The 26,170-nt window shown below is 70.9% G+C and carries 20 protein-coding genes; 10 read left to right on the top strand and 10 right to left on the bottom strand.

Translation table 11 applies throughout. The annotated features are described in order from the left end of the window. Positions 1–71: 71 nt before the first annotated feature. A complete protein-coding gene (locus AB0N03_RS43110; protein ID WP_364385395.1) occupies positions 72–1,565 on the bottom strand; it encodes a cellulase family glycosylhydrolase in 1,494 nt (497 codons plus the stop codon). Between the two features lie 425 nt (positions 1,566–1,990). Between AB0N03_RS43110 and AB0N03_RS43105 the strand changes: the two genes are divergently transcribed. Further along, positions 1,991–3,133 (top strand): cellulose-binding domain-containing protein, encoded by a 1,143-nt coding sequence (locus tag AB0N03_RS43105; protein ID WP_364385392.1) that lies wholly within the window; start codon positions 1,991–1,993, stop codon positions 3,131–3,133. On the opposite strand, the gene mgrA is transcribed toward AB0N03_RS43105, so the two are convergent. Together mgrA and AB0N03_RS43095 are read right to left on the bottom strand one after the other, a co-directional pair. Beyond that, entirely contained in the window at positions 3,130–4,125 is a 996-nt protein-coding gene (gene mgrA, locus AB0N03_RS43100) for an L-glyceraldehyde 3-phosphate reductase (RefSeq protein WP_364385389.1), read from the bottom strand. The two genes, AB0N03_RS43105 and mgrA, sit on opposite strands and share 4 nt — an antisense overlap. A 33-nt stretch (positions 4,126–4,158) precedes the next feature. Further along, entirely contained in the window at positions 4,159–5,352 is a 1,194-nt protein-coding gene (locus AB0N03_RS43095) for an AGE family epimerase/isomerase (protein WP_364385386.1), read from the bottom strand. 166 nt (positions 5,353–5,518) lie between these two features. Here AB0N03_RS43095 and AB0N03_RS43090 point away from each other — a divergent pair, with 166 nt between their 5' ends. Beyond that, entirely contained in the window at positions 5,519–6,580 is a 1,062-nt protein-coding gene (locus AB0N03_RS43090) for a lytic polysaccharide monooxygenase (protein ID WP_364385383.1), read from the top strand. A gap of 32 nt (positions 6,581–6,612) precedes the next feature. On the opposite strand, the gene AB0N03_RS43085 is transcribed toward AB0N03_RS43090, so the two are convergent. After that, positions 6,613–7,887 carry a LacI family DNA-binding transcriptional regulator gene (locus tag AB0N03_RS43085; RefSeq protein WP_364385380.1) on the bottom strand — a complete coding sequence of 425 codons (1,275 nt, stop codon included), beginning with the start codon at positions 7,885–7,887 and terminating at the stop codon, positions 6,613–6,615. A gap of 137 nt (positions 7,888–8,024) precedes the next feature. Between AB0N03_RS43085 and AB0N03_RS43080 the strand changes: the two genes are divergently transcribed. Together AB0N03_RS43080 and AB0N03_RS43075 are read left to right on the top strand one after the other, a co-directional pair. Next, positions 8,025–9,296, top strand: coding sequence for an ABC transporter substrate-binding protein (locus AB0N03_RS43080; RefSeq protein ID WP_364385377.1), 1,272 nt, complete (start codon positions 8,025–8,027; stop codon positions 9,294–9,296). A gap of 108 nt (positions 9,297–9,404) precedes the next feature. Further along, positions 9,405–9,932 (top strand): GNAT family N-acetyltransferase, encoded by a 528-nt coding sequence (locus AB0N03_RS43075; protein ID WP_364385374.1) that lies wholly within the window; start codon positions 9,405–9,407, stop codon positions 9,930–9,932. On the opposite strand, the gene AB0N03_RS43070 is transcribed toward AB0N03_RS43075, so the two are convergent. From AB0N03_RS43070 to AB0N03_RS43050, 5 genes are all read right to left on the bottom strand, one after another. Continuing rightward, the gene (locus AB0N03_RS43070) at positions 9,929–10,690 is read right to left on the bottom strand and encodes a glycoside hydrolase (protein WP_364385371.1); all 762 of its coding nucleotides are present in this window, start codon (positions 10,688–10,690) and stop codon (positions 9,929–9,931) included. The genes AB0N03_RS43075 and AB0N03_RS43070 overlap by 4 nt on opposite strands. A gap of 93 nt (positions 10,691–10,783) precedes the next feature. Beyond that, positions 10,784–12,580, bottom strand: coding sequence for a glycoside hydrolase family 6 protein (locus AB0N03_RS43065; protein ID WP_364385368.1), 1,797 nt, complete (start codon positions 12,578–12,580; stop codon positions 10,784–10,786). 26 nt (positions 12,581–12,606) lie between these two features. Further along, positions 12,607–14,127: a cellulase family glycosylhydrolase gene (locus AB0N03_RS43060; RefSeq protein WP_364385365.1), complete on the bottom strand. Its 1,521-nt coding sequence runs from the start codon at positions 14,125–14,127 to the stop codon at positions 12,607–12,609. 10 nt (positions 14,128–14,137) lie between these two features. Beyond that, the gene (locus AB0N03_RS43055) at positions 14,138–17,083 is read right to left on the bottom strand and encodes a glycoside hydrolase family 48 protein (RefSeq protein ID WP_364385362.1); all 2,946 of its coding nucleotides are present in this window, start codon (positions 17,081–17,083) and stop codon (positions 14,138–14,140) included. A gap of 373 nt (positions 17,084–17,456) precedes the next feature. Next, entirely contained in the window at positions 17,457–18,452 is a 996-nt protein-coding gene (locus AB0N03_RS43050) for a LacI family DNA-binding transcriptional regulator (protein WP_364385401.1), read from the bottom strand. Between the two features lie 250 nt (positions 18,453–18,702). On the opposite strand from AB0N03_RS43050, the gene AB0N03_RS43045 reads away from it, so the two are divergent. The 6 genes from AB0N03_RS43045 (at position 18,703) to AB0N03_RS43020 (ending at position 25,629) form a co-directional block, all read left to right on the top strand. Then, the gene (locus AB0N03_RS43045; RefSeq protein ID WP_364385359.1) at positions 18,703–20,001 is read left to right on the top strand and encodes an extracellular solute-binding protein; all 1,299 of its coding nucleotides are present in this window, start codon (positions 18,703–18,705) and stop codon (positions 19,999–20,001) included. Between the two features lie 4 nt (positions 20,002–20,005). Beyond that, on the top strand, positions 20,006–20,995 hold the full coding sequence (locus tag AB0N03_RS43040; protein ID WP_364385356.1) for a sugar ABC transporter permease: 990 nt from the start codon (positions 20,006–20,008) through the stop codon (positions 20,993–20,995). Then, positions 20,992–21,849, top strand: a complete 858-nt coding sequence (locus AB0N03_RS43035) for a carbohydrate ABC transporter permease (RefSeq protein ID WP_364385353.1) — start codon at positions 20,992–20,994, stop codon at positions 21,847–21,849. Before AB0N03_RS43040 ends, AB0N03_RS43035 begins: the two co-directional genes overlap by 4 nt. Beyond that, positions 21,846–23,258, top strand: coding sequence for a GH1 family beta-glucosidase (locus AB0N03_RS43030; protein WP_364385350.1), 1,413 nt, complete (start codon positions 21,846–21,848; stop codon positions 23,256–23,258). The genes AB0N03_RS43035 and AB0N03_RS43030 overlap by 4 nt, the downstream gene beginning before the upstream one ends. Before the next feature lie 221 nt (positions 23,259–23,479). Further along, positions 23,480–25,246 (top strand): IlvD/Edd family dehydratase, encoded by a 1,767-nt coding sequence (locus AB0N03_RS43025; RefSeq protein ID WP_364385347.1) that lies wholly within the window; start codon positions 23,480–23,482, stop codon positions 25,244–25,246. A gap of 74 nt (positions 25,247–25,320) precedes the next feature. Then, entirely contained in the window at positions 25,321–25,629 is a 309-nt protein-coding gene (locus AB0N03_RS43020) for a DUF3040 domain-containing protein (protein ID WP_364385344.1), read from the top strand. A 25-nt stretch (positions 25,630–25,654) separates the two neighbouring features. Here the strand turns inward: AB0N03_RS43020 and AB0N03_RS43015 are convergent, their stop codons facing one another. Then, a complete protein-coding gene (locus AB0N03_RS43015) occupies positions 25,655–26,152 on the bottom strand; it encodes a malic enzyme-like NAD(P)-binding protein (RefSeq protein WP_364385340.1) in 498 nt (165 codons plus the stop codon). Between the last annotated feature and the right edge of the window lie 18 nt (positions 26,153–26,170).

The following is a 26,170-nucleotide window of genomic DNA, read 5'->3' as shown; positions in this document are numbered from 1 at the left end:
CGCCTTAACGCCGTGAAGGCCTCCCCCCCCGCCACAAGAGCCGGTAAGGAGGCCTTCACGGCTTTTCCGGGTCAGCCGGCGGCGAGGAAGTGGGCGCGGATGCCCGCGCCGAACGCCGTCGGCGTGCCGTCGTACGCCGAGATCAACGCCGGGCCGGTGCTGCAGTTCCAGGTGTTCCAGGTCCAGCCGAGGTAGGAGGCCTGGTGCCGGTCGAACCAGTCCATCAGGCCGGTGACGTAGCCGCTCGCGCAGTCGTTCTCGCCGATCTCCCCGGCCACCAGCGGCACCGCCGCGGCGACCGGCGCGAGCTGGCTGTCCCAGCACGACGACGAGCTGCACGTGTTGAAGTTGTACGAGTGCCAGGACGCGACCAGGTTGCCGGCGGGATCGCTCGGCTTGTACTGCAGCCACCCGGTGAGGTCGTTGGAGTAGGCGAGGCCACCGAGCATGATGACGTTGGTGGCGCCGGTCGCGCGCACCGCGTTGACCAGCGTCTGCATGCCCGCCACCGGGTAGCCGATGCCGGAGCACGCGGAGCCGCCGTCACGCCAGCACGTCCACGCCTGGGCCGAGCCGGACACCGCGCGGTCGAGGTAAGGCTCGTTGAACAGGTCGAGGATCGTGGCGTCGTCGCCCTTGAACGTGTTCGCGACCGACGTCCACAGGTCCACGGAGTGCTCGGCGTCGGTCATCGGCTTCTGGCAGGTCGCGTTCACGTCGCTGCACGCCGAGGAGTTCCCCGTGTAGACGCCGTGCGTCCAGTGCAGGTCGAGGATCGCGACCAGGCCGTTGTCGTGCAGCAGGTCCACATAGGACTGGAGGGCCGCGCGGTAGGTGGCGCCGGCGTACCGCGGGTCCACGTTGGACAGCCCCAGCCAGCAGTCCTCGTTGAAGGGCACGCGCACGACGTTCGCGTGCCAGCTCTTGATCGCGGCCACCGAGGCCGCGTCCATCGGGCCGTCGAAGAGGCCGTTGCCCTGCACGCACGCGAACTCGCCGCCGGAGCGGTTCACGCCGCGCAGCGTCACCGGGGTCCCCGACGCGTCGGCCAGCCGGTTGCCCGAGACGTGCAGCTCGGGCGCCCCACTTGGCGGCTGCGTGGGCGTCGTGGTGGTGGTCGGGGTCGTCGGCGTGGTCGTCGGCGGCTGGGTGCCGCCGCACGGTTCGCCGTTCACGCTGAACGACACCGGCGCCGCGTTCGCCCCGCTGTAGCCGAAGTTCGCGCCGGCGGTGACCGACGCGTTCGGGGCGATCGTGGCGTTCCAGGTAGCCGGGGTGAGCGTGACGGTCTTGCCGGACTGCGCCCACGTGCCGTTCCAGCCCTGCTGCAGCTGCTGGTTCCCCGTGTAGGTGTAGCTGATCCGCCACGCGGACAGCGGCGCCGTCCCGAGGTTCTTCAGGCTCAGATCGGCGGTGAAACCGCTTCCCCAGTCGTTCACCGTGTAGCCGACCTCGCAGGCCGTCGCCGCCGAAGCGGGCGATGGTGTGCCGAGCGTGAACGCAGTCGTCGCGCCGACGACGGCGAGCGCGCTGACGGCGCCGAGCAGTGCTGGTCCGGAACGCATCGATCACTCCCTTGGTACAGGACGGAAATCGTGAGAGCGCTCCCAGCAGCGCTGGACAGTACTCGCCACCGCCGGGCGCTGTAAACCCCGCGGTGATCTTCGGCAAGGATTCCCGGAATCCACTCCAACGGCCGCATCCGCCGCCGACGCCCGGTGGCGCAGCGCGACCAGCGCATGCTTTACCTCCCAACGACTTCGGCCGTTCAGGAGCGTTCAGTGCCGACCGGGCACCGGCGGGACACCGGAAACCGGACCACCGGACCGGCTCGCGTCCGGGTCGCGCTTTACAACGACGACACGCGGGGGTTACCTTTCCGGCGGCTGGAAGCGCTCCCATGCCAGGTCGCCTCATCAGAACGCGGCCACCACCCAGGGGCGCCGTGGTGCGAACCACGGCGCCCCTGTCCGCGTCCCGGGAGACCCCGATGCACAGGTTCGCCGCCGCCCTCGCCGCGCTCTGCCTCGCCGCCGCGGGCACCACCGCCGTCGTCACCGCCGGACCGGCCGCCGCCGCGCCGGCCTGCGACGTCGGCTACCGCGTCAACCAGTGGCAGACCGGGTTCACCGCCGAGATCACCGTGACGAACGGCGCCACCGCGCTCACGTCCTGGGCCCTCACCTGGCACTACGCCGGGAACCAGTCCGTGACGTCGGGCTGGAACGCCACCGTCCGCCAGACCGGCACCGCGGTCACCGCGGAGAGCCTGCCCTACAACGCCGCGCTGCCCGCCGGCGGCGTCGCCTCGTTCGGCCTGCAGGGCACCTACAGCGGCACCAACGCCGAACCAGTGGACTTCGCGCTCAACGGCGTCGTGTGCGGGGACACCGCTCCCCCGGTCACGACACCGCCGACAACACCGACCACCACGACGTCCGCGCCGCCGCCCGCCGGGTGCACGGACGCGACGTTCTGCGACGACTTCGAGCAGCAGACGGGCAGCGCCCCGGCCGGCCGGTGGACCGTCGGCGCGGCGAACTGCCAGGGCACCGGCACGGTCAGCGTCGACACCACGGTCGCGCACTCCGGCACCCGTTCGGTCAAGGTCGCCGGCGGTGGCAACTACTGCAACCACGCGTTCTTCGGGACGAGCGTGCCCGGCTCCGGCGTGCTGTACGGCCGGTTCTGGGTCCGCCACACGACCCCGCTGCCCGCCGGGCACGTCACCTTCATGGCGCTGCGCGACACCGCGGACGGCGGCCGGGACCTGCGCGCGGGCGGGCAGAACCAGGCGCTGCAGTGGAACCGCGAGTCCGACGACGCGACGCTGCCCGCGCAGAGCCCGGCCGGGGTCGCCCAGAGCGTCCCGTTGCCGACCGGCGCCTGGTCCTGCTTCGAGTTCGCGATCGACGGCGCGGCCGGGCAGTTGCGGACGTGGCTGGGCGCGACCGAGGTGCCCGGGCTCGTCGTCGACGGCGTGCCGACCCCGGACATCGACCAGCAGTGGCTGGGCCGGGCCTGGCACCCGGCGGTGACGGACCTGCGGCTCGGCTGGGAAAGCTACGGCTCCGACGCCGACACGCTGTGGTTCGACGACGTGGCCATCGGTTCCGGCCGGATCGGCTGCTAAGCCGCGACGATCCGGTCGATCTCGGCCAGCTCGTCGGCGGAGAAGTCCAGGTTCGCGGTCGCCGCGACGGTGTTCTCGAGCTGGGCGACGCTGCTGGCTCCGATCAGCGCGGAGGTGACGCGGCCGCGGCGCAGCACCCAGGCGATGGCCAGCTGCGCCAGCGTCTGTCCGCGCCGCTTCGCGACGTCGTTCAGCGCGCGGATCGTCGCCAGGGTGTCCTCGGTGAGCCGATCCGTCGTGAGGAACGGGCTGGCACCCGCCGCCCGCGAGTCGGCCGGGACGCCGTCGAGGTAGCGGTCGGTCAGCAGGCCCTGGCTCAGCGGCGAATAGGCGATCGAGCCGACGCCGTGCTCGTCCAGGGTGTCCAGCAGGCCGTCTTCCACCCAGCGGTTCAGGATCGAGTAGGACGGCTGGTGGACCAGCAGCGGCGTGCCGAGCTTCTGCAACGCCGCCAGCGCGGCCGTGGTCTGCTCCGGCGAGTAGTTGGAGATGCCGGCGTAACGCGCTTTCCCGGACCGGACCGCGGTGTCGAGGGCACCCATGGTCTCCTCGATCGGCGTCTCCGGGTCCGGGCGGTGGGAGTAGAAGACGTCGAAGTGGTCCAGGCCGGTGCGCGCGAGGCTCTGGTCCAGGCTGGCCAGGAGGTTCTTGCGCGACCCCCACTCGCCGTACGGGCCGTCCCACATCAGGTAGCCGGCCTTGGACGAGACCAGGATCTCGTCGCGGTACGGGCGGAAGTCGGCGGCGTAGTGCCGGCCGAAGTTCGCCTCCGCGGCGCCGGGCGGCGGGCCGTAGTTGTTGGCCAGGTCGAAGTGCGTCACGCCGAGGTCGAACGCCCGCCGCAGCACCGCGCGCTGGACGTCGAGGGGCTTGTCGTCCCCGAAGTTGTGCCACAGGCCGAGCGACACGGCGGGCAGCTTCAGCCCGCTGCGCCCGGCCCGCCGGTAGGGCATGGCCGAGTAGCGGTCTTCGGCGGCGACGTAGAGCGACATGGTTCTCCTCAGGGGAACGGGGTCCGGCGCAGTCTAATCGCGGGTGATCAGTGCGCCGGCGAACGACGCGGCGGGCGGCAACGCGGGCAGGAGCGTCGCCTGGTAGGCGTGGTAGATGTCCGGTTTGCCCGCCCAGACCGCCGCCGCGGGGCGGTTCTCCGGGTCCAGCTCGTGGTGCCACGAGCCGAGTTCGCGGTCGACGAAGCACGCCTCTGCGTGGGCGCACCACTCCCGGAACCGGTCGAGGTAGGCCGCCTCGCCCGTCTCCTGGTACAGCGTCCACGCGGCGGCGATCGCCTCCGCCACGACCCAGTGCAGGCGGGTGCGCACGACCAAGCTCCCGGCGAAGTCGGTGGTGTAGACGAATCCCGGGCGGCCGTCGACGCCCCAGCCGTGGCGCACCGCGGTCGTGAACAGCGCCTCGGCGTCCGGCAGCAGCCAGTCCGGCGCACTGGACCCGAGCGCGCGCTTGAGGTGCACGGCCAGCCGCGCCCACTCGAAGAGGTGGCCGATGGTGGCGCCGAACGGCCGGAAGGGGTGCGCCGGCTCATCCCGGTTGTGTTCGAGCTCGACGTGCCAGCCCGCGTCGTAGTGCTCCGGCAGCAGCCAGCCGTGCGCACGGGCTTCCCCGTGCACCAGGTGGTCCACAATGGACAGCGCGCGAGTGGCCCAGACCCGGTCGCCGGTGACGTCGGCCGCGGCCAGGAACGCCTCGACCGTGTGCATGTTGGCGTTGGCTCCGCGGTAGTCCTCCAGGTGCGTCCAGCCGCGGTCCCAGACGTCGGCGACGCGGCCCGGGCCCGGCTCCCAGAAGCGGCGTTCGACCACGTCGAGGGCGTCGGCCAGCAGCGGTGCCGCGCCTTCCGCGCCGGCGGCGACCGCGCTCGACGCCGCCAGGACGACGAAGGCGTGTTCGTAGGCACGCTTCTCTGACAACGTTGTCGTCGCGTACCAGCCGCCGTGGTCCGGGTCGTGCAGGACGCCGGTCAGCGCTTCGACGCCGTGCGCGACCTGGCCGCCGGTCGCCGCGCCCTGGAGCTGCGCCAGCGCGAAGACGTGCGTCATCCGGCAGGTGACCCAGGTTTCGACCGGCCGGTCGAGAACCGGGCGTCCGGCGTCGTCGAGCCAGGCGAAGCCGCCGTCGGGGTGGGCCGCGCGGGCGGCGAAGCCGAGGAGCCGGGCGGGTTCGGCGCGCACCCAGGCGGGAACCGATGACGGACTGTCCACTCTTTGCCCTTCTCCATGGCCGGCCCGGTGATCGGCTGCTTCCGCCAAGGTAGGCCACGGCACCGCCGGTCGTCACCGCGGGATTCCGGAAGTGACCGCCACCGCGTATCCTGATCGTGGGAGCGCTCCCAGTCTTCGACGCACGCTACCCGACGAAGGGACAGACGTGACCAGGAGACGAAGTACGATCCTCGCCGCCGTCACCGTGTTGCTGGCGAGCTTGACGGCGATCCTGCTGAACACCGGCACGGCCGAAGCGCACGGCGCCATGATGAAACCGGGCAGCCGGACGTTCTTCTGCTGGCAGGACGGCCTCAGCTCGACCGGCCAGATCATCCCGCAGAACCCGGCCTGCGCGGCCGCGGTGAACACCAGCGGCGCCAACTCGTTGTACAACTGGTTCGCGGTGCTGCGTTCCGACGGTGCCGGGCGCACGCGCGGCTTCATCCCCGACGGGAAGCTGTGCTCCGGCGGGAACCCGGGTTACGCCGGGTTCGACCAGGTCGGCGACTGGCCGCTGACGCACCTCACCGCCGGAGCTTCGTTCGACTTCTCGTACAACGCGTGGGCCGCGCACCCGGGCTGGTTCTACACGTACGTGACGAAGGACGGCTGGGACCCGTCGACGCCGCTGACCTGGGATTCCCTGGAGGACCAGCCGTTCCTGACGGTCGACCACCCAGCGGTGACCGGCCAGGTCGGCACGGTCGACGGACAGTACAAGTGGACCGGCGCGCTGCCGTCGAACAAGTCCGGGCGGCACATCATCTATTCGGTGTGGAAGCGCTCCGACAGCGCCGAGACGTTCTACGGCTGCTCCGACGTCACGTTCGACGGCGGGCACGGCGAGGTGACGGGCGTGCACCAGCCGGGCAGCCCGACGACCACGCCGACGACCCCGACGACCACCCCGTCGGGCGACGGCTCGTGCATGGCGATGTACGAGGTGACGAACTCCTGGAGCGGCGGTTATCAGGCCACGGTGACGGTGATGAACCACAGCACCACGGCCTACGGCGGGTGGCAGGTGGGCTGGACGCTGCCGTCGGGCCAGACGATCGGCAGCGTCTGGAACGGCACGCTGAGCCAGTCCGGCTCGGTGGTGACGGTGCGCAACGCCGGCTGGAACGGCACCGTGGCTCCGGAGGGCACGACGACGTTCGGCCTGGTGGTGAACGCGTCGGGGACGAACCCGGCCCAGCCGTCGCCGAGTTGCCAGGGCAGCTGAGGCGCCCCTGGTGGACGGCAGCACCGGCCCGGTCAGCGGGCGGGGCCGGTGCTGCCGCGGGTGATCAGCCGCGGCCGGGAGGCCCAGCCGTCCCCGACCTCTTCGCCGGCGATGAGGTCTCGCAGCATCGACGCGGCGAGCACACCGAGCTCGGGCAGCGGGCGCCGGACCGCGGTGAGAGCCGGGCGCACGAGGCGGCAGAGCTCGGAGTCGTCCCAGGAGACGACGGAGAGATCCCCGGGCACGGTGAGCCCGAGTCCCCGCGCGGCCACGAGCGCGGCGACGGCGAGCGAGTCGGTGTCGCAGAGGAGGGCGGTGGGCCGGGGGTGGTCGGTGAGGACGTGCCGGACCGCATCGGCCGAGGGTTCGATGTGGACGGTGGCGGCGGGGTAGGTGAGCCTGGTCCCGGGGCCGGCGGGCGGATTCGCGCCGCCGGGGTCCCCCGAGCCGCCGGCCCACATCCCGGAACCGGCAGCCGTGCCCGCGCTGGAGAGCCCCCTGCGGCCGCCGAGAGCGCCGGCCCACGGCCCAGCCGGCCCCGCACTCCCGCTCCACCGGCCGCCACCTGCCGCCGACCCAGCACCACCACGCCCCTCGGAACCACTAGCCCGCATCCCACCCCAGCCACCGGCGCGCTCCCCGGCACCCGAGGCCGGCACCCCGACCGGTCCCGCACCCCCGCGGCGATTCCCGCCCTCCGCAGCCCACACCCCCGCCAACCCCAGCCGCCGCGCCTCGGTCGTGAACGCCTCCTCCCGCTCCCCGGCGTCGGCGAACGCCGCCGGCCCCGGGATCCGGACCACGTGACGGTGCCCCAGCGCGACCAGGTACTCGAGAGCCTCCGCCGCTCCCGCGGCGTCGTCCACCCGGACCGACGGCACGCCCAGCCCGCCCGGGCCGCCGAGCACCACCGCCGGCAGGCCGATCCGCACCAGCTCCGCCGCCGGGTCCGGGCCGGTGAGCAGCACACCGTCCACCTTCCGCTCGGCGCGCCACCGCCGGTAGACCGCCAGGCACGCCTCCCGACCGGCGGCCACTTGCACCAGCAACTCGGGCTCGAAACCGTCCAGCAGCGCCGGGAAGACCAGCTCGGACGGCCCGTCGAGCACCAGCCCGATCGCCCCCGCGCGGCCGCCGGACAGGGCTCGCGCCGTGCTGCTCGGGGACCACCCCAGCTCCCGCGCTATCCGCGTGATGCGGTGGCGGGTCGCCTCCGAGACGCCCGGGCGGCCGTTCAGCGCGTAGGACACCGCGCCCTTGGACACGCCGGCCTCCCGCGCGATGTCGGTGATCGTCGGCCGCTTCATCGCATTCCTTCCCCGCGCGGAAGCGTGTCCGCCCGGACACCCGCCGTCGCGCACCTTGACACCCGGCGGTCCCGGAAACAACACTCCGTCCGGGAGCGCTCCCAATCACGAGGGAGTGAGCCGCGAAGGGGGAGCGCATGAGGCTGATCCGAAGACGGCTGGCCTTCGCCGTCGCCGTCGTCCTGCTCGTCCTGACCGGCGGTTGCGGCCCCGCCACGCCCGAGCACATCACGCTCACCCTGGCGACGTTCGGCGAATTCGGCTACGACGACCTGATTCCCGGCTACAAGTTCACCCACCCCGGGATCGACATCCGCCAGGTGAGGACCGAGCAGGGCGGCCCGTACCACCAGGACCTGCTGGCCAAGCTGCAGAGCGGGCAGGGTCTCGCCGACGTCCAGGCCGTCGAAGAGGGCCACCTCTCCGACGTCCTCGCGCAGTCCGGGAAGTTCACGGACCTGGCCGAGGTCGGGCCGCCCGACGTCAAACCCGGCCGGTGGCTGGAGTGGAAGTACGAAGCGGGCCGCAGCAAGGACGGCAAGCTCGTCGGCTACGGCACGGACATCGGCCCGCTGGCGATGTGCTACCGCAAGGACCTCCTCGAGGCGGCCGGGCTGCCGACCGACCCGGGCTCGGTCAAGACGATGTTCGCCACCTGGGACAGCTACTTCAAGGCGGGCGAGAAGTACGTCAAGCGTTCGAAGGGCAAGGCGTGGTTCGACTCCGCCGCGCAGAACTTCAACGCGATGGTCAACCAGCTCCCGGTCGGCTACCTCGACCGCGACGACCATTCGACGCTCGAGACGAACACCGCGCTCCGGGACGCCTGGGACCAGGTCACCACCGCCGTGAAGCAGGGGCAGTCGGCCGGGCTGACCGCCTTCGCTGAGGACGGCAACAAAGGCTTGCGCACCGGCGCCTTCGCCACGAAGGTCTGTCCCGCGTGGATGCTCGGCGTCATCGAGCAGCAGGCCGGGGTCGCCAACGCCGGGAAGTGGGCGATCACCGACGCGTTCCCGGACGGCGGCGGCAACTGGGGCGGCTCCTACCTCACCGTTCCGGCGGCGAGCGAGCACCCGAAGGAAGCCGCCGCGCTCGCCGCCTGGCTGACCGCGCCGGAGCAGCAGCTGCACGCGTTCCGGGTGAGCGGGAACTTCCCCAGCCAGGTCGACGCCTTCACCTCCCCCGACCTGCTCAGCGAGATGAACGGCTACTTCGGGGGCGCGCTGAGCGGGCAGGTCTTCGTCGCCCAGGCCCAGAAGGTCGGCAAGCCGCAGTACAAGGGGCCGGGCGACGGCAAGATCCAGGAGACGGTGGTCGCGCCCGCGCTCAAGGCGGTCGAACGCGGGGCCGATCCGGCCGCCGTCTGGCAGCAGGTGCTGATCGGGGTGCACCAGGTGGTGCCCTGACATTTCTTCGAGGGTCGGCACCGGGTGAGCTCCTGTCGATGGTCTGGACACAGTGGACCGTCCGGAAACCCGCTCGCGCGCCGCTCCCCCGTTCGGCACCCTGGCCGCGTGACGACTCCCGACCTCTCCCCGCTCGCCGGCCACGCCGTCCGCCATCCCGGCCCGGCCGACCACCTGCCCGTCCTCGCGGTCCTCGACTCCTGGTGGGGCGGCCTCGGCGGCGACGAAGGCTCCCGCCAGCGGGCCCTGCTCCTGCCCAAGCTGATGTTCCAGCACTTCACCGGCAGCAGCTTCCTGGTGACCGGCGACGACGACCGGATCGTCGCGTTCCTGATCGGCTTCCTCTCGCCGTCCCGGCCGGCGGAGAGCTACATCCACTTCGTCGGCGTCGACCCCGCCGCACGCGGCAAAGGCCTCGGCGCCGCCCTGTACGAGCGCTTCTTCGCCTACAGCCGCGCCAACGGCCGGACCACGGTCCGCGCCATCACGTCGCCGGTCAACAAGGCTTCTCACGCCTTCCACACGCGGATGGGCTTCGTCACCGAAGCCGGGCCGAAGGAGGTCGACGGACTGCCGGTCCAGCCCGACTACGACGGGCCGGGTCTGGACCGGCTGTCCTTCCGGAAGGACCTCTAGCCGGACACGCTGAACGAGCGCACGCCCAGCCCGGTCTGGCCCTGCCACGGCTCGAACCCGAACTGGACGCTCGTCAGGTACCAGGCGTCGCTGATCTTGCCGCGGTTCACGCCGTCCCGGGTGAAGTCGGCCAGGCTGACGTCGAGGCTGTCCGTTCCGGAGGTGCGGACGTAGGAGATCACGTTCCAGCCGATGTTCCCGAACCAGACGGTCCACGTCGCGCCGGCGAGCTGGGCGGTACCGATCACGCTGCCGACCGGCTGCGGGGCACCCCGGTGGTTGCCCCAGATCATCACCTCGGCGCCGGTGTTCTGGCCCGCCGGGTTCGGATTCGGGTCGTACCAGACGTCGTAAGCGGCGTCCCACTGTCCCGCTTGGACGGTCGTGTAGTCCACGTGGGACCGCAGCGAGCCGACCGAGCGGGCCTGGCGGGGCAACCCGCTGTTGGAACTGCAGTTGCCGTAGTGGCAGCCGGCGTAGACGGACGGGTAGCTGCCCGGGGCGCCGTTGGTCGGCCGGTTGTGCGACGCCGTCGTGACGGTGAACCCGGAGGCCGACACCGACAGGCACTGGGTCGTGTCGTCGCCCCAGTTGTTGTTCTGCACGATGTACTTGCCGCTCTGGATGCGCACTGAGCCGTACTTGTCGCACAGCTGCGTGTCCGCCGCGGCCGGTGGGGCGGCCAGCACGACGCCGCCGGAGAGCAACACGGTGGTGGTCGCGAACGACGCCAAGGTGGCCCGGAGCCGGTTCTTCATGACAACTCCTCCTGCGAACTCTGCACATGTCGGGGACGGGTGGAGACCCGGGCCGGACGGCGGCTGCGCGGCACCGCCCGGCCCGGGAGACTGCTACTGCACCGCCGGGTAGGCGTTCTGGACCAGCTCTTCGAACTGGGCCTGGAACCACTTGCCGGACAGCGGCGAGTTCGCCAAGGCGCCGGTCAGGTTGCCGCCGTTGGCCTGGTCGCTGCCGTGGTAGGTCGGGTCGCACATCCGGTCGAAGCCCTTGCCCTCGTCGTTCGGGATCTGCGAGCTCGCGCCGTCGGACTCACCCGGCGGCTTGACCCAGACGTAGGCGTCGAAGTGCGCCGCGGGCGACGCCGTCGGGCGCAGGCCCAGGCCGGCGCCACTCTGGTTGCACCAGTTGCCGCGGTGCAGCCGCCGGTCGATCCGGCCCGAGTTGACGTAGCTGTCCACAGTGGACCCCGAGGCACCGCTCGGCCGGGCCGAACCGCCCCAGCCGTTGCGCGAGGTGTCGACCAGCATGCCGATGCCGCTCGGCAGGCCCGCGGAGACGAACGCGTTGTACATCGCCGTGGCGAACGGCACCTCGGCGAAGTACGGGTTCCACTGGTAGAACGTCGCCGACTTGATCGCCTGGCCGCCGACGGTCAGGTTCGGGTCGGGCAGGTTCGGCTCGGTCAGCGGGGTGTAGTTCGCCGTGTCGCTGATGAAGCCGTCGATGCTGTTCACCCCGGCCGTCGTGCCCTGCAGCGTCTGCTTGACCAGGTTGACGAACGGGCCGAAGTTGCTGTCCCAGCCCAGCCACGCCGAGTGCGCGATGTCCAGGTAGTTGTAGACGTTGGAGATCGCGTGGAGCTTGTTCAGTGCGTACTGGATGCCCTGGGTGTACGCCCCGGTCGACTGCGCTTCGGCGCACTTGGCCGTCGCGGTGTTGGTGATCAGGTTGGGCAGCGAGTCGGGTTCGACGACCGCCACGACCCGCAGCGGCGCGTACTTCGCGTCGGACAGGATCGAGGCGATCGGGTCGATGTACTCGCTCTTGTACCGGGCCAGGCCGTCCGAGCCGGCCTGCAGCTCACCGTTGGACGCCAGCGCCGCGCAGTCGCGGTTCGGCAGGTCGTAGACGACGATCTGGATCGTCACCGGCGTGCCGCCGCTCTGCTGGGCCAGCGCCGCGTCGAGGTGCCCGCGGAGGCCGCGGGCGCTCGAGGTGCCCTCGATCGCCGCGATCCGGTCGAGCCACACGGCCGTGGACGTGTTCGCCACCTTGGCCATCTGCGCGCCGAGCGTGCCGCCCTTGGCCGCGGCCGCCGCGCTCACCTCCGCCGACCAGTCCGGGTTCACGTACCCCTTCGAGCCGGAGTACGGGTTGTCCACGTGGGTGCCCGGGTTCGGCGTGGTCGTGGTCGTCGGGGTGGTGGTGGGTGTCGTCGGCGTGGTCGGGGTCGTCGGGGTGGTGGTCGTGGTGGTGCCGCCGTCGCAGTTGACGCCGTTGAGCGAGAACGCCGTGGGGACCGCGTTCGTGCCCGAGTACGAGCCGTTGAAGCCGAAGCTCGCCGTCGCGTTCGACGCGAGCGCGCCGCCCCAAGACGGGTTCTTCGCGCTCACGTGCTTGGCGCTTTGGCTGAACGTGGCGCTCCAGCCCTGCTGGACCTGCTGGTTGCCGGCGAAGTCCCACTGGACGTCCCAGCTCGAGACGGCTTCGCCGAGGTTGGTCACCGCGACGTTCGCGGTGAACCCGGTGTCCCACTGGTTGACGGTGTAGGTCACCTTGCAGCCGGACGCGGCGATCGCCGGGCTGCCGCCCGCCACCACCAGGCCGGCCACGACGGCCGCGGCCGTCACCGAGGACGCCACGGCGAGCCGCGACTTCCTCTTCGCGGACCAGAAATCACTCTTCATCGAGTGTGCTCCTTCGTGTTGTCGGGTCAGGCGCTGCAAGGAGTGGAGCCGACGGCGAAGCCACTGGGACTGCCGGTGGACGAGCCGGTCGCCTGGAAGCCGATCGACGTCGAAGCGCCGCCGGCCAGGTCGGGCGCCCAGGTCGGCGCCTTGGCGCTCGCCTGCTGCCCGGACTGGGTGACGGTGGCGCCCCAGCCGCCGGTGATCTGCACCCCCGATGGCGCGGTCCAGCCGAGCGCCCAGGTCTTCAGCGGCGAGGTGCCGGTGTTCTTCAGCGTCACGGAGGCGACGAAGCCGCCCTGCCACGCGTTGTCGACGTGGTAGGTGACCGCGCAGCTCACCGCGGGCGGCGGATCGGTCGTCCCGCCGCCGCCTCCGACCGGCGGGATGAGGTACGGCTGCAGGATCGCCTGCTTGGCCTGGTTGACCGTGGTCCAGTCGTCGTTGAGGATGCCGCCGGTGTCGCCGGAGTTGGGGTTCCACGACCAGTACGTGAAGCTCATCCCGGTTGTGCCGGTGCCCGAGTACTTCATCAGCTCCTGCAGCCAGGTCTTGTCACGCGGGTCGGCGAGCGTGGTGCCGAACTCGCCGAGCAGCACCGGCGCGATGTGCTCCTTGTGCAGGTAGCCGAAGAAGTGGTCCCACAGCGCCGGCAGGTTCGCCGGGAACGACGGGTCGGAGAACCACGGCTGGGCGAACACCGACGTCGCGTACTCGTGCGCCGAGTAGACCAGCTTGTCCGGTTTGGACAGCCGCACCGGGAACTGGCGGGCGCCGGAGAGGTTGCCGCCCCACCAGCCGCACTGCGGGTCGCCGGTGCCGCTGACGCAGTCGACGCCCTCGACGATGACCAGCCAGTCCGGGTTGGCGGACAGGACGGCGTTGCCGCCGCGTTCGGCGGCCAGGCGCCAGTCGGTCGCGGTGTCGCCGCAGCCCCAGCACGCGCCGCCGCCACCCTGGATCGAGTGCGGCTCGTTGTGCAGGTCGGCGCCGATCACCGTGGTGTTGCCCCGGTAGTGCTGCGCGAGCATCGTCCAGTCGGACAGCCAGCGGCTCTCCGGGTACGCGCTGGTGTACCAGAGCGGGGACTGTGCGCCGGAGTCCGGGCGGTGCTGGTCCAGGATGACCCGCATGCCCTTCGTGCCGGCGTACGCGATGATCTTGTCGAGTACCTGGAGCCCGGAAAGCCCTTGCAGGTCCGGGTTCTGGACGGCATCGATGCTGGTTGGCTTGACACCGGCGTCGAACAGCTGGTTGGAGTACGGCAGCCGCAGCGTGTTGTAGCCGAGGCCGGCCATCTGGTCGAGCATGTCCTGGTAGTTCCGGCTCCACAGGCCGTGCGGCGAGTAGTTGCCGGTCTCGGCGCCGAACCAGTTGACACCGGTCATCCGGACCGGCGCGCCGGTGGCGTCGACGAGTTGGGAGCCGGACGCGTGCCAGTAGCCGGTGCCGGTTCCCTGTGCCGCAGAGGCCGCGGTGGCCGGGGACGCCGTGAGTACGGCGCCCCCGACCAGTGCGGCGACCGCGAGGGTGAGCAGTCGCTTCATCGAGTGCCTTTCAGCCGAACAGGGCGACGTGCGCGGCGAACGCCGTGGCGATCTCCGACTGCGCCCAGAACCGGTGGTAGGTGAACGTCGGCGCGGCGCCACCGTCCAGGTAGGACTGGACCTTCGGCCACTGCGGGTCGCTCTTGTAGAAGGAGCGGATCGAGGTGAACGTCGAGCTGGAGTTGATCGCGTCGCCGTTCGGCATCGTGCCGGTCCAGCCGGTGGGCACGTACAGCCCCTGGTCGGTGGTGGCGTTGTAGGCGTCGTCGAACCGGTTGTAGTCCGTCCGGGTCTCCGGCACCGCGATGCCCTGGGTGTCGGTGTTCGCGGAGAGCGCCGTGAGCAGCTGCTCCCCCACGGTCTTGGCCGAGGCGTTGCTCGAGCCGGCCGCGTAGTAGAGCAGCGTCTTCGCCAGGGACGCGGCGACACCGACGTCGTTGCTGTAGTTCTTCACCGTGACGTGCAGGCTCGTGTTCGAGCCCGGGCTGGTGGCGTTCCAGGTGTCCGGCGCGCCGCTCCAGGTCAGGTCGGACGGGATCTGGAAGCTCCCGCCGGCGCCGACCGTGGTGTTCGCGATCGCCCACGGGACCCACTTGTCGAGGATCTTCTTCGCGCGGGCGTCGCCGGTCGCCTGGTAGTACTCGGCGATCCGTTCCATGCCCCAGGTCTGGAAGCCGAACCACTGGTTGCTCGGCGGGTCGTGCCAGACCGGCTGCTGGTCGTAGAACATCCCGTAAAACGTCGGCGTGCCGGACGGCGGGGTGCCGTACTGGCCCTCCCAGCTGTTGGTCGCGCCGCCGGCGAGCCCGCCTTCGGACGACTGCAGCCACTGCAGGAACTCCATCTGACGGCCGAGGCTGGTCGCCCAGTCCTGCGCGCCGGTCGCCGAAGTGACCTTCAGCCCCGGGTCGGTCGACAGCGCATACGCGGCCAGCGGGTTCTGGTAGCCCTGGTGGGCCGCGCCGTCACCGATGCGCCACGCCCAGGCGCTGGACGAGTCCATCGACCCGCCCCAGGCGTAGTACCAGGAGACCAGGTAGTGCTCGCTGTCCTTGCCGCTGCCGGCCGCGCAGCTCGACGCGCCGACGCAGTTGCCGATCTTCTTGAAGTACTTGTCGAACAGCGAGTACCGCAGGTAGTCGCCCATCTTCGACGCCTTCTTGACCACGGCCGCGACGTCCGCGCTCTTGCCCTGCGTGGCGGCCCACTTCTCGGCCTGGAAGGCCACCTGCACGGCGCGGGCGTCCGCGTCGGGCGCGTCGGTGTACTTCCACTGCTTCGCGTACGACGAGTCGCCGGTGAACAGGTCGAGGTAACCGTTCTTGCCGCCGAACTTCAGGATGTCGCAGCTGGGCTGGGTCACCGTCTCCCAGACCGACTCCTGCGAACCGCGCTGGAAGGTGTTGATGAACGCGGGCGCGGTGTTCGTGCCGTCCTCGCAGTGGCCGAACTTGTAGATGTTGTCGACGTCGAGCAGCCAGTGCATGCCGTAGACGTCCGCCGAGCCGTAGGCCGCCTTCAGCTCCGCCGCGATCGGGTCGGCGCCGACGGACACACCGGTCTGCAGCTGCGACGGGTAGGACTTCGGGCTCGGGTACTCGGCCGCGTAGGTGGCGGGCTTGCTCGCGTTGTAGCCGGAGTTGCCCGGCTGGTCGGCCGCCGACGGGATCGCGTACGTCTCGATCGACGTCCAGGCCTGGTTGAACGGCGACCAGTCACCGGTGATCCGCCCGTAGGACGCTTCCAGCCACAGGTAGTAGCTGAACGCCTCCGACGTCGTCTCGTGGCCGTGGTCGGGGGCCTCGACGATGAGCGTCTCGATCGAGTGGTAGGGCACCAGGATGTTCCCGAACTTCCGGAAGTAGCCGTTGTTCGGATCCTTGATCTTGTTGTACTGGGTCAGGAACGCGAGCTGGTAGTCCGATGTGGACGACGAGATCTCGTTCACCGTCACCGTGGCCGCGGTGTAGCCGCTGCCGCTCGCGGTGAAGGTGGCGCTGCCCAGCGCTCCCCCGTTGTCGGCGCTCTGCACGGTGACGTTCTGCGGCGTGCTCCAGTTCGCCGTCGTGAAGGTGAGGCTCGTGGGGCTCGCGGTCAGGTCGGCGCTTCCCGCCGTCCTGGCCACGCCGACGGTGACCGAGGCGGTGGGCGCGCCGGCGAGGGTGACGGCGAACGTCGTCGTCCCGCCCTGCTTGACCTGCGCGGTCGCCGGGGTGGCGACGATCGTGGGTCCGGAAAGGACCTTCACGCTCACCGGGCTGGACGACGTGGACGCGTTCTTGTTGTCGTAGGCCTTGGCCGTGATCGAGTACGTCCCGGCGGGGACGTTGGCCCAGCTGCCCTCGAACGGCGCGGCCGTGTCGGTCGCCAGCAGCGTGTCGCCGGCGTAGAACTCGACCTTGCTCACGGTGCCGTCGCTGTCGGCGGCGGACGCGGCGAGCGGGATCGTGGCCGGGGCGTAGTAGGTGCCGGTCGACGCCGGCGAGGTCAGGCTGACGGTGGGGGCTTTGTTGGCGCCGGTGCAGGCGGTGCCGTTGACGGAGAAGTCGGTGGGCGGGCGGTTGGCGGAGCCCTTGGCGCCGTTGAAGCCGAAGCTGGTGCTCGCCCCGGTGTCGAGGTGGCCGTTGTAGGAGAGGTTCGTCGCGGTGACCGCGGTGCCGGTCTGGGCGAAGGTGGCGCTCCAGCCTTGCTGGACCTTCTGGCCGTCGAGGAACGTCCAGCCGACCTTCCAGCTGTCGAGGGCCGCGCCGTCGTTGCGCAGCGAGACGCTGGCGGTGAACCCGGTGTCCCAGTCGTTGGTGGTGTAGGTGACGGAGCAGGCGACGTCGGCGGCGAGCGCCGAGGATGGGACGACCAGCGCGGCGGTGAACGCGACCACGGCCGAAGCCAGGGCCGTCGCGCGACCGCGCAACCAGCGGGTTCGGCGCGATCGGCGCCATCGGGGAGAGGAACGCATGGCTGCGGAACTCCTTTGTCCGTAGGGAGCCAGCGATCTGGGAGCGCTTCCAGGCGCAGACGGTAGCCAGCCGGAAACGTGGATGTAAAGAATCGAGTCAGAAGGACACCGCGGCGGAAAACGTCACAGCGACGCGCGCGGCGGAGCGAGAGCCGCTGAACGCTCCTGAACAGCCGCCGTCGATCGTCGGCTCGCCACCCGTTCGGCTCAGCGGTTCGGTCACACCGAGTGCCGGGCGAACGGTGTTTAGCGCCGAAGGTGTGCACCTGAAACGGGATCGCTCCCAGCCCACGTCGAAGCTTTCGACGCGGGCCTACTTCGCGTCGTCCATTCCGGTACGCGTGTCGTCCGTTCGGGTACGGCCGACACGGGGTCAGCTCGAGGCGCGGACCGCCAGGGAGACCGACAGGACGTGCTGCCGCGGCTTGAGGCTCTGGTCGTCGAGCAGTTGCATCAGCGTCTCGACCATCGCGTGGACCTGCTCGCGCGGGTCCTGGTGGACCGACGTCAGGGGCGGGTCCATGGCCGGGGCGAGAGTGGCGTTGTCGTCGAAGCTGACCACCGCGACGTCCTCGGGGATGCGCCGGCCCGCGGCGTCGAGGGTGCGCAGCGCACCCACGGCCATCATGTCGCTGGCGACGAACACCGCGTCGAGGTCCGGCCGGCGGGCCAGCAGCGCGGACATCGCGTTCGCCCCGCCGGACAGGGTGAAGTCGGCCTCTTCAGCGAGTTCGGCCGGGTCGAGCCCCGCGTCCAGGAGGGTCTTGCGCCAGCCGGCGAGCCGGTCGATCGGGGCGCTCTGGTCCTGCGGCCCGGCGATCGTGGCGATCCGCCGCCGCCCCGCCGCGACCAGGTGCTCGACCGCGAGCCGGGCGCCCCCCTCGTTGTCGAAGTCGACGACGTGCACGCCGCGGCGGATGCCGGCCGCCTGCCCGCCGAACACGACCGGGATGCGCAGCAGACGCAGCGCCTTGGGCAGCGGGTCGGCCCGGTGCGGGGCGAACACGAGCGCGCCGTCGACGTGGCCGCCTTCGAGGAACCGCACGGTCCGGCTCAGGTCCTCGCGGGTGTCGCTGAAGATCAGCACCATCTGCCGGCCGATGTCGGCGAGCTCGCGGTAGCCGGCGCGCATGACGGCGGTCCGGTACGGGTCGTCGAGCAGCCGCGCCTCCGGCTCCGAGAGCACCACGGCGATCGCGCCGGTGCGGCGGGTGACCAGCGAGCGGGCCGCCTGGTTCGGGGAATAGCCCAGGTCACGGGCCGCGGCTTGGACCTTCTCGCGCGCCGCCGCGCTGACGTACGCGTCGTCGTTCAGCGCGCGCGACGCCGTCGACCGCGACACGCCGGCGAACGCCGCGACGTCCTCCAGCGTCGGCCGCTCTTCATCCCCTGCTCGAGGCCCCACGCCTACCGCCCTCGCTCCCACGACCACCCGGACGTCAACAGCTTAACCGGCACACGCGCGCGGAGTCCGGGAGCGCTCCTCGCAGGAAACGCTCCGGTCACGACCCCTTGACACCGGTGAAGGCCCCCAGCAGACTCTGCGACACCTGGGAGCGCTCCCAGATCGGCTCCCAGCAGTGAGAGCGCTCATTCCCGTCAACAAGGTGGTTGGACACGTGAGAACGATCCGGAACGGCCTGGTCCTCGCACTGGGCATCACGATGACGGCGCTCGGCGCCACGGCCTGCGGTGGCGGCGGTGACGAGACGCCGGCCGCGGCGGGTCCGAACGAACACGTCGACCTCACGCTGGCGACGTTCACCGAGTTCGGCTACGAGGCGCTCATCCCGGAGTACGAGCGGCTGCACCCCAACATCAAGATCACCCACCGCAAGACCGGCCAGGGCGGCCCCTACCACCAGGACCTCATCACGAAGCTGGCCGCCGGCTCGGGTCTCGCCGACGTCGCCGCGGTCGAGGAGGGTCACCTCTCCGACGTCCTCGACAAGGGCTCGAAGTTCAACGACCTGACCAAGATCGGCCCCGCCGACGCCTCCCCCGACCGCTGGCTCGGCTGGAAGTACGACGCCGCCAAGACCAAGGACGGCAAGCTCATCGGCTACGGCACCGACATCGGGCCGCTGGCCATGTGCTACCGCAAGGACATGTTCCAGGCCGCGGGCCTGCCCACCGACCCCGAGCAGGTCAAGCCGCTGTTCGCCACCTGGGACAGCTACTTCGCCGCCGGCGCCGACTACGTCGCCAAGACGAAGGGCAAGGCCTGGTTCGACTCGGCCGCGCAGAACTTCAACGCGATGGTCAACCAGCTCCCCCAGGGCTACATCGGCAGCGACGACAAGCTCGCCGTCGAGAGCAACCAGGGCATCAAGGACGCCTGGACGAAGGTCACCGACGCCGTCGCCAAGGGCGAGTCGGCCAAGCTGACCGCGTTCAGCCCCGAGTGGGAAGCCGGCTTCAAGCAGAACGCGTTCGCCACGAAGGTGTGCCCGGCGTGGATGCTCGGCGTGATCAAGGAGCAGGCCGGCCCGGAGAACGCCGGCAAGTGGGCCGTCACCGCGGCCTTCCCCGGCGGCGGTGGCAACTGGGGCGGCTCGTACCTGACCGTGCCGACGCAGTCGAAGCACCCGAAGGAGGCCGCCGAACTCGCGGCCTGGCTGACCGCGCCCGAGCAGCAGATCAAGGCGTTCCAGGCCAAGGGCACCTTCCCGAGCCAGGTCAAGGCCCTCACGGACCCCGCGCTGCTGAGCAAGACCGACGACTACTTCGGCGCGAAGGTCGGCGAACTGTTCGCCGAGCAGGCCAAGAAGGTCCAGAAGCCGCAGTACAAGGGCCCCGGCGACGGCCAGATCCAGGAGAACGCGTCCAGCCCCGCCCTGAAGGCGGTCGAGCAGGGCAAGCCGGCGGCGGACGGCTGGCAGCAGATGGTCGACGCGGCGAAGAAGATCACCCGCTGACCTCATGACCGTCATCGACAAAGTCGCGCCGGAAGGGAGCAAGGCCGGGGAGCGCACGTCTCCCCGGCCCACCTTCCGGCACAAGCTGAGCCGGTGGGACGTCAAGGTATCGCCGTACCTCTACGTCGCGCCGTTCTTCATCGTCTTCGGGATCGTCGGGCTGTTCCCGCTGCTCTACACCGCGTACGTCTCGATGTTCGATTGGAAGGCCGGGGACGACAACCCCGAGTTCATCGGCTTCGACAACTTCAAGGAGCTGTTCGCCGACAGCCAGTTCTGGAACGCGCTGACCAACACGGTCAGCATCTTCCTGCTCTCCAGCATCCCGCAGCTGATCATCGCGATGCTGCTCGCGGCCCTGCTCGGGAGCCGGCTGCGCGGCGCGACCGGCTGGCGCGTCGGCATCCTGCTGCCCTACGCGGCGAGCCTGGTGTCGATCGGGATCATCTTCGCCAACCTGTTCGGCCCGAAGTACGGCCTGATCAACGACGTGCTGCAGCTGATCGGGCTCGACCCGGTCGACTGGCAGGCCAGCCGGTTCGGCAGCCACGTCGCGATCGCGATCATGGTGAACTGGCGGTGGACCGGGTACAACGCGCTGATCGTGCTGGCGGCCATGCAGGCCATCCCGAAGGAACTGCACGAGGCCGCGCTGATCGACGGCGCGGGCACGTGGCGGCGGTTCACCGCCGTCACGCTGCCGCTGCTCAAGCCGACGCTGATCTTCGTCACCATCACCTCGACGATCGGCGGGCTGCAGATCTTCACCGAACCCAAGCTGTTCGACGCCATGCCCGGGTCGAACAACGGCGGCTCCACCAACCAGTTCCAGACCGTGACGCTGTACCTGTACCAATCCGCGTTCGAGAACTACAACCTCGGTTACGCCTCGGCGATCGCCTGGATCCTGTTCCTGATCATCGTGCTCATCGCGCTGGTGAACTTCTTCCTCACCGGCCGGCTGGCCCGCACCCCGGCGGTGAAGAAGAAATGACCACGCTGCAAGGTGGCTTCCGCCGGAGCGTCGCGACGCTCGGCAAGCCGCGCAAGGCGACCTACTGGGTGCTCGGCATCTTCGTGCTCGGCTCGCTGTTCCCGTTCTACTGGTCGTTCCTGGTGGCCAGCCGCGACAACGGGATGCTCACCGAGCCCGTCCCGCCGATCCTGCCCGGCGGCAACTTCTTCGCCAACGCGTCGCGGGTCTTCGACACCGTGCCATTCTGGAAGGCGCTGGCCAACAGCGTCATCGTGTCCGGCACGGTCACCCTGACCACCGTGCTGTTCTCGTCGCTGGCCGGGTTCGCCTTCGCCAAGCTGCGGTTCCGCGGGAAGAACGGGCTGTTCGTGTTCATCGTCGTCACGCTCGCCGTGCCGACCCAGCTGGGCATCATTCCGCTGTTCATCGCCATGTCGAAGCTGGGCTGGGCCGGCGGGCTGCAGTCGGTGATCGTGCCCAACCTGGTCACGGCGTTCGGCGTCTTCTGGATGCGCCAGTACACAGTGGACGCCCTGCCGTACGAGCTCATCGAGGCCGCGCGCGTCGACGGCTGCAGCATGATCCGGATCTTCTGGAACGTCTGCCTGCCCGCCGTGCGCCCGGCCGCGGCGATCCTCGCGATGTTCACGTTCATGACGTCCTGGAACGACTTCCTGTGGCCGCTGGTGGTCCTGGACGCGGGCAACCCGACCGTCCAGGTCGCGCTGGAGAAGCTCCAGAGCGGCTACTACGTCGACTATTCGCTGGTGCTGGCCGGCACGACCCTGGCCACCATCCCGATCCTCATCGTCTTCGTCCTCCTCGGCCGCCAGATCGTGGCCGGGATCATGCAAGGTGCCGTGAAAGGGTGACCATGTCCGTACATCCCGACAGCGTTCGGGCGGAGACAGCGCTGATGTTCCCGCCCGGCTTCGTCTGGGGCGCCGCCACCGCGGCGTTCCAGGTGGAAGGGGCCACCACGGCCGACGGTCGCACCGACTCGGTCTGGGACGTCTTCGCACGCCATCCGGGCGCGGTCGTGGGCGGCGACACCGGCGACCCGGCCGCCGACCACTACCGGCGATACTCCGAGGACGTCGACCTGATGCGCCGGCTCGGTCTCGGCGCCTACCGCTTCTCGCTGGCCTGGCCCCGGGTGCGGCCGGACGGCGGCGCCCCCAACGCCGCCGGGCTCGCGTTCTACGACCGGCTCGTCGACTGCCTGCTGGAAGCCGGGATCGAGCCGTGGGCGACGCTCTACCACTGGGACCTGCCGCAGGCACTGGAGGAGAAGGGCGGCTGGACTTCGCGGGACACGGCGTACCGGTTCGCCGAGTACGCCGAGACGGTGCTGGAGCGCCTCGGCGACCGCGTCGCCAGCTGGTCGACGCTGAACGAGCCGTGGTGCGCGGCGATGCTCGGCTACGCGGGCGGCATCCACGCGCCCGGCCGCACCGAGCACCCGGCCGCCGTCGCCGCCACGCACCACCTGCTGCTGGGGCACGGGCTGGCGATGGACGCCATCCGCCGCCACGCGCCGGGGACCCCGGCCGGGATCACGCTCAACCTCTACCCCGTCGTGCCGCACGACCCGGCCAACGTCGCCGACGTCTCCGCGTGCCGCCGGATCGACGGCCTGCAGAACCGGCTGTTCCTCGACCCGGTGCTGCGCGGCGGCTACCCGGACGACCTGGTCGCCGACCTCGCGCCGTTCGGGCTCGCGGACGTGGTCCGCGACGAAGACGCGGCGGTCATCGCGGCGCACATCGACTGGCTGGGCGTGAACTACTACCGCGACTACCGCGTCGCGGGCCGCCCGGTGCCGGGCAGCGAGCCGGCGGGCCCGGAATGGGTCGGCGCGGGCGACGTCCACTTCGTCCCCGACCCGGCGGCCCCGCGGACCGACTCCGGCTGGGAGGTCCAGCCGGCCGGGCTGACGGAGTCGCTGCTGCAGGTCCACCGCGGTTACCGGAGCGTGCCGCTGTACATCACGGAGAACGGCGCGGCCTACCCGGACGTCGTGGCCGACGGCGGTGAGATCGTCGACACCGACCGGGTGGCGTTCCTCGACTCCCACCTCCGGGCGGCGCACGACGCGCTGGCGGCCGGGGTCGACCTGCGCGGGTACTTCTACTGGTCGCTGCTGGACAACTTCGAGTGGGCCGAGGGGTACGCGAAGCGGTTCGGCCTGGTCCACGTCGACTACGCGACGCAGCGCCGGACGCCGAAGCGGAGTGCCCACTGGTACTCCCGGGTGATCGGGCTGAACGGGCTCGGCTGAATTTCGCGGAGGCCACCGGCGCGGGTGGCCTGCACGAGCGCCGCCGGGGGTGCGGCCGGGCCCGAGGGATCCGGGTCCGGCCGCCAGCCTCGGCGCGAACGTCATGAACGAGTCGTTCACCTCGTCCGGTGACATGAACGAGTCGTTCATGACGTCCGGCGGTCACACCGCGAGCCGGCCGGCGCGTGCATTCCGGGACCGGCGTTGACAGACTGGCCGGTATGGGACTGCGCAGCGAAGCTTGGTTCAACAACCCCGCCGACCCCGGGATGACCGCGCTCTACCTCGAGCGGTACATGAACTGGGGCCTGACCCGGGAGGAGCTGCAGTCCGGCCGGCCGATCATCGGCATCGCGCAGACCGGCTCCGACCTGTCCCCCTGCAACCGGCACCACCTGCAGCTCGCCGACCGCACGCGTGAAGGCGTCCGGGAGGCCGGCGGGATCGCCATCGAGTTCCCGGTGCACCCCATCCAAGAGACCGGCAAGCGCCCGACCGCCGCGCTCGATCGCAACCTCGCCTACCTCGGCCTGGTCGAGACGCTCTACGGCTACCCCATCGACGGCGTCGTCCTCACCACCGGCTGCGACAAGACCACCCCCGCGTGCCTGATGGCCGCCGCCACCGTCGACATCCCCGCCATCGTGCTGTCCGGCGGTCCCATGCTCAACGGGTGGCACAACGGCGAGCGCACCGGGTCGGGGACCATCGTCTGGAAGGCCCGCGAGCTGCTCGCCGCCGGGGAGATCGACGACGCCGGGTTCATGGAGCTCGTCGCGTCGTCCGCGCCGTCGCCCGGGCACTGCAACACCATGGGCACCGCCTCCACGATGAACGCGCTCGCCGAAGCGCTCGGGATGAGCCTGCCCGGCTGCGCCGCCATCCCGGCGCCGCACCGCGACCGCGCGCGGATGGCCTACCTGACCGGGCGAAGGATCGTCGAGATGGTGCGCGAGGACCTCAAGCCGTCGGACATCCTGACGCGCGAAGCGTTCGAGAACGCCATCGTCGTCAGCTCGGCGATCGGCGGCTCGACCAACGCGCCCATCCACATCGGCGCGATCGCCCGGCACATCGGCGTCGACCTGCCCCTCGACGACTGGCAGCGGCTCGGCCACCACGTCCCGCTGCTGGTCGACCTCCAGCCGGCCGGGAAGTACCTCGGCGAGGAGTTCCACCGCGCGGGCGGTGTCCCGGCCGTGGTGCACGAGCTGATGCGGCACGGGCTCGTCCACGAGGACGCGCCGACGGTCAACGGTCGCACGCTCGGTGACAACTGCCGCGCCGCCGAGGCCGGCGACCGCGACGTCATCCGCACCTTCGACACCGCCCTCACCGAAGACGCCGGGTTCCTGGTCTTCAAGGGCAACCTCTTCGACGCGGCCATCATGAAGTCCAGCGTCATCTCGCCGGAGTTCCGGCGCCGCTACCTGGCCGGCGGCGTCTACGAGGGCACCGCGGTCGTGTTCGACGGCCCCGAGGACTACCACGCCCGCATCGACGACCCGGACCTCGGCGTCGACGAGCACACGCTGCTCGTCATGCGCGGCACCGGGCCGCTCGGCTACCCGGGCGCGGCCGAGGTGGTGAACATGCGGCCGCCGGCGGCGCTGATCAAGCGGGGCGTCCGCGAGCTGCCGTGCCTCGGCGACGGCCGCCAGTCCGGTACGTCCGGATCACCGTCGATCCTCAACGCCTCCCCCGAAGCCGCGGCGGGCGGCGGGCTCGCCGTGCTGCGGACCGGCGACCGGGTGCGGATCGACCTCGCCGCCGGCACGGCGGACGTCCTGATCGCGGACGAGGAGCTCGCGCTGCGCCACAAGGAGCTGGTGGAAGCGGGCGGCTACCCGGTCCCGGACGCGCAGACGCCGTGGCAGGAGATCCAGCGGTCGATGGTCGACCAGCTCTGCGACGGCATGGTGCTGCGCCCGGCGGTGGCCTACCAGCGGATCGCGAAGACGAAGGGCATTCCCCGCGACAACCACTGACTTTCCCCGAAAGTGCCGCTTCGAAAGGACGCGGAACGGGTACCACTGCGATAGCCGAGGCGAGGAGGCCCACCATGCTGCCGGATCGCGAACGCCACGCCCTGCGCGAAATCGAGCTGGAACTGCAGGCGAGCGACCCCACGTTCGCGGCCGCCTTCGCCGGCCGCACCCTGCGCGAAACCCAGCGGTGGAACCTGTTGCTCGTGCTGTGCGACGTGACCGCGGCGGTCATGCTGGTCGTCGGTCTCTTCGCCCGCGACGCCGGGCTCGTGCTCTGGGGCACGGTCGGCGCCGGCTCGCTCGTCGCGTGGCACATCGCCCGCGCCGAGACGACCCGCAAGCCGGCTCCGGACGGCACCACCCCGGCCGCCGACTCGCACTGAGCCCGCGCGCTCAGTCCACAAAGGACTACTCGGCGGCCTTCGCCGCGCCGGCGACCGCTCCGGCCATCGCCGGCACCAGTGCCTCGTCGAACACGCTCGGCACGATGTGCCCCGCGTCCAGGTCGTCCCCCACCACGTCCGCCAGGGCCCGCAACGCCGCCAGCAGCATCTCCCCCGTCACCCGCGGCGCGCCCGAGTCGAGCAGGCCGCGGAACATCCCCGGGAACGCCAGCACGTTGGTGATCCGGTTGGGGAAGTCGCTGCGGCCGGTGGCGACGATCTCCGCGTGCTCGCGCGCCGCGTCCGGGTCGACCTCCGGGTCCGGGTTGGCCAGGGCGAACACGATCGCGCGATCGGCCATCGCGGCGACGTCGTCCGGGGCGAGCAGGTCGCTCGCGCTGACGCCGACGAACACGTCCGCGCCGCGAAGCGCGTCCTGCACGCTCCCGGTGGCACCGGCGGGGTTGGTGTTGTCCGCCAGCCAGTGCTTCTCCCCCATCAGGTCCCGGTCCGGGTGCAGCACGCCTTCGCTGTCGCAGAC

It is taken from the genome of Amycolatopsis sp. NPDC051061 (genome assembly GCF_040682935.1).
GTDB lineage: Bacteria > Actinomycetota > Actinomycetes > Mycobacteriales > Pseudonocardiaceae > Amycolatopsis.
Note: the sequence above shows the minus strand (reverse complement) of the source record. Positions and strands in the feature narration are given on the sequence as shown.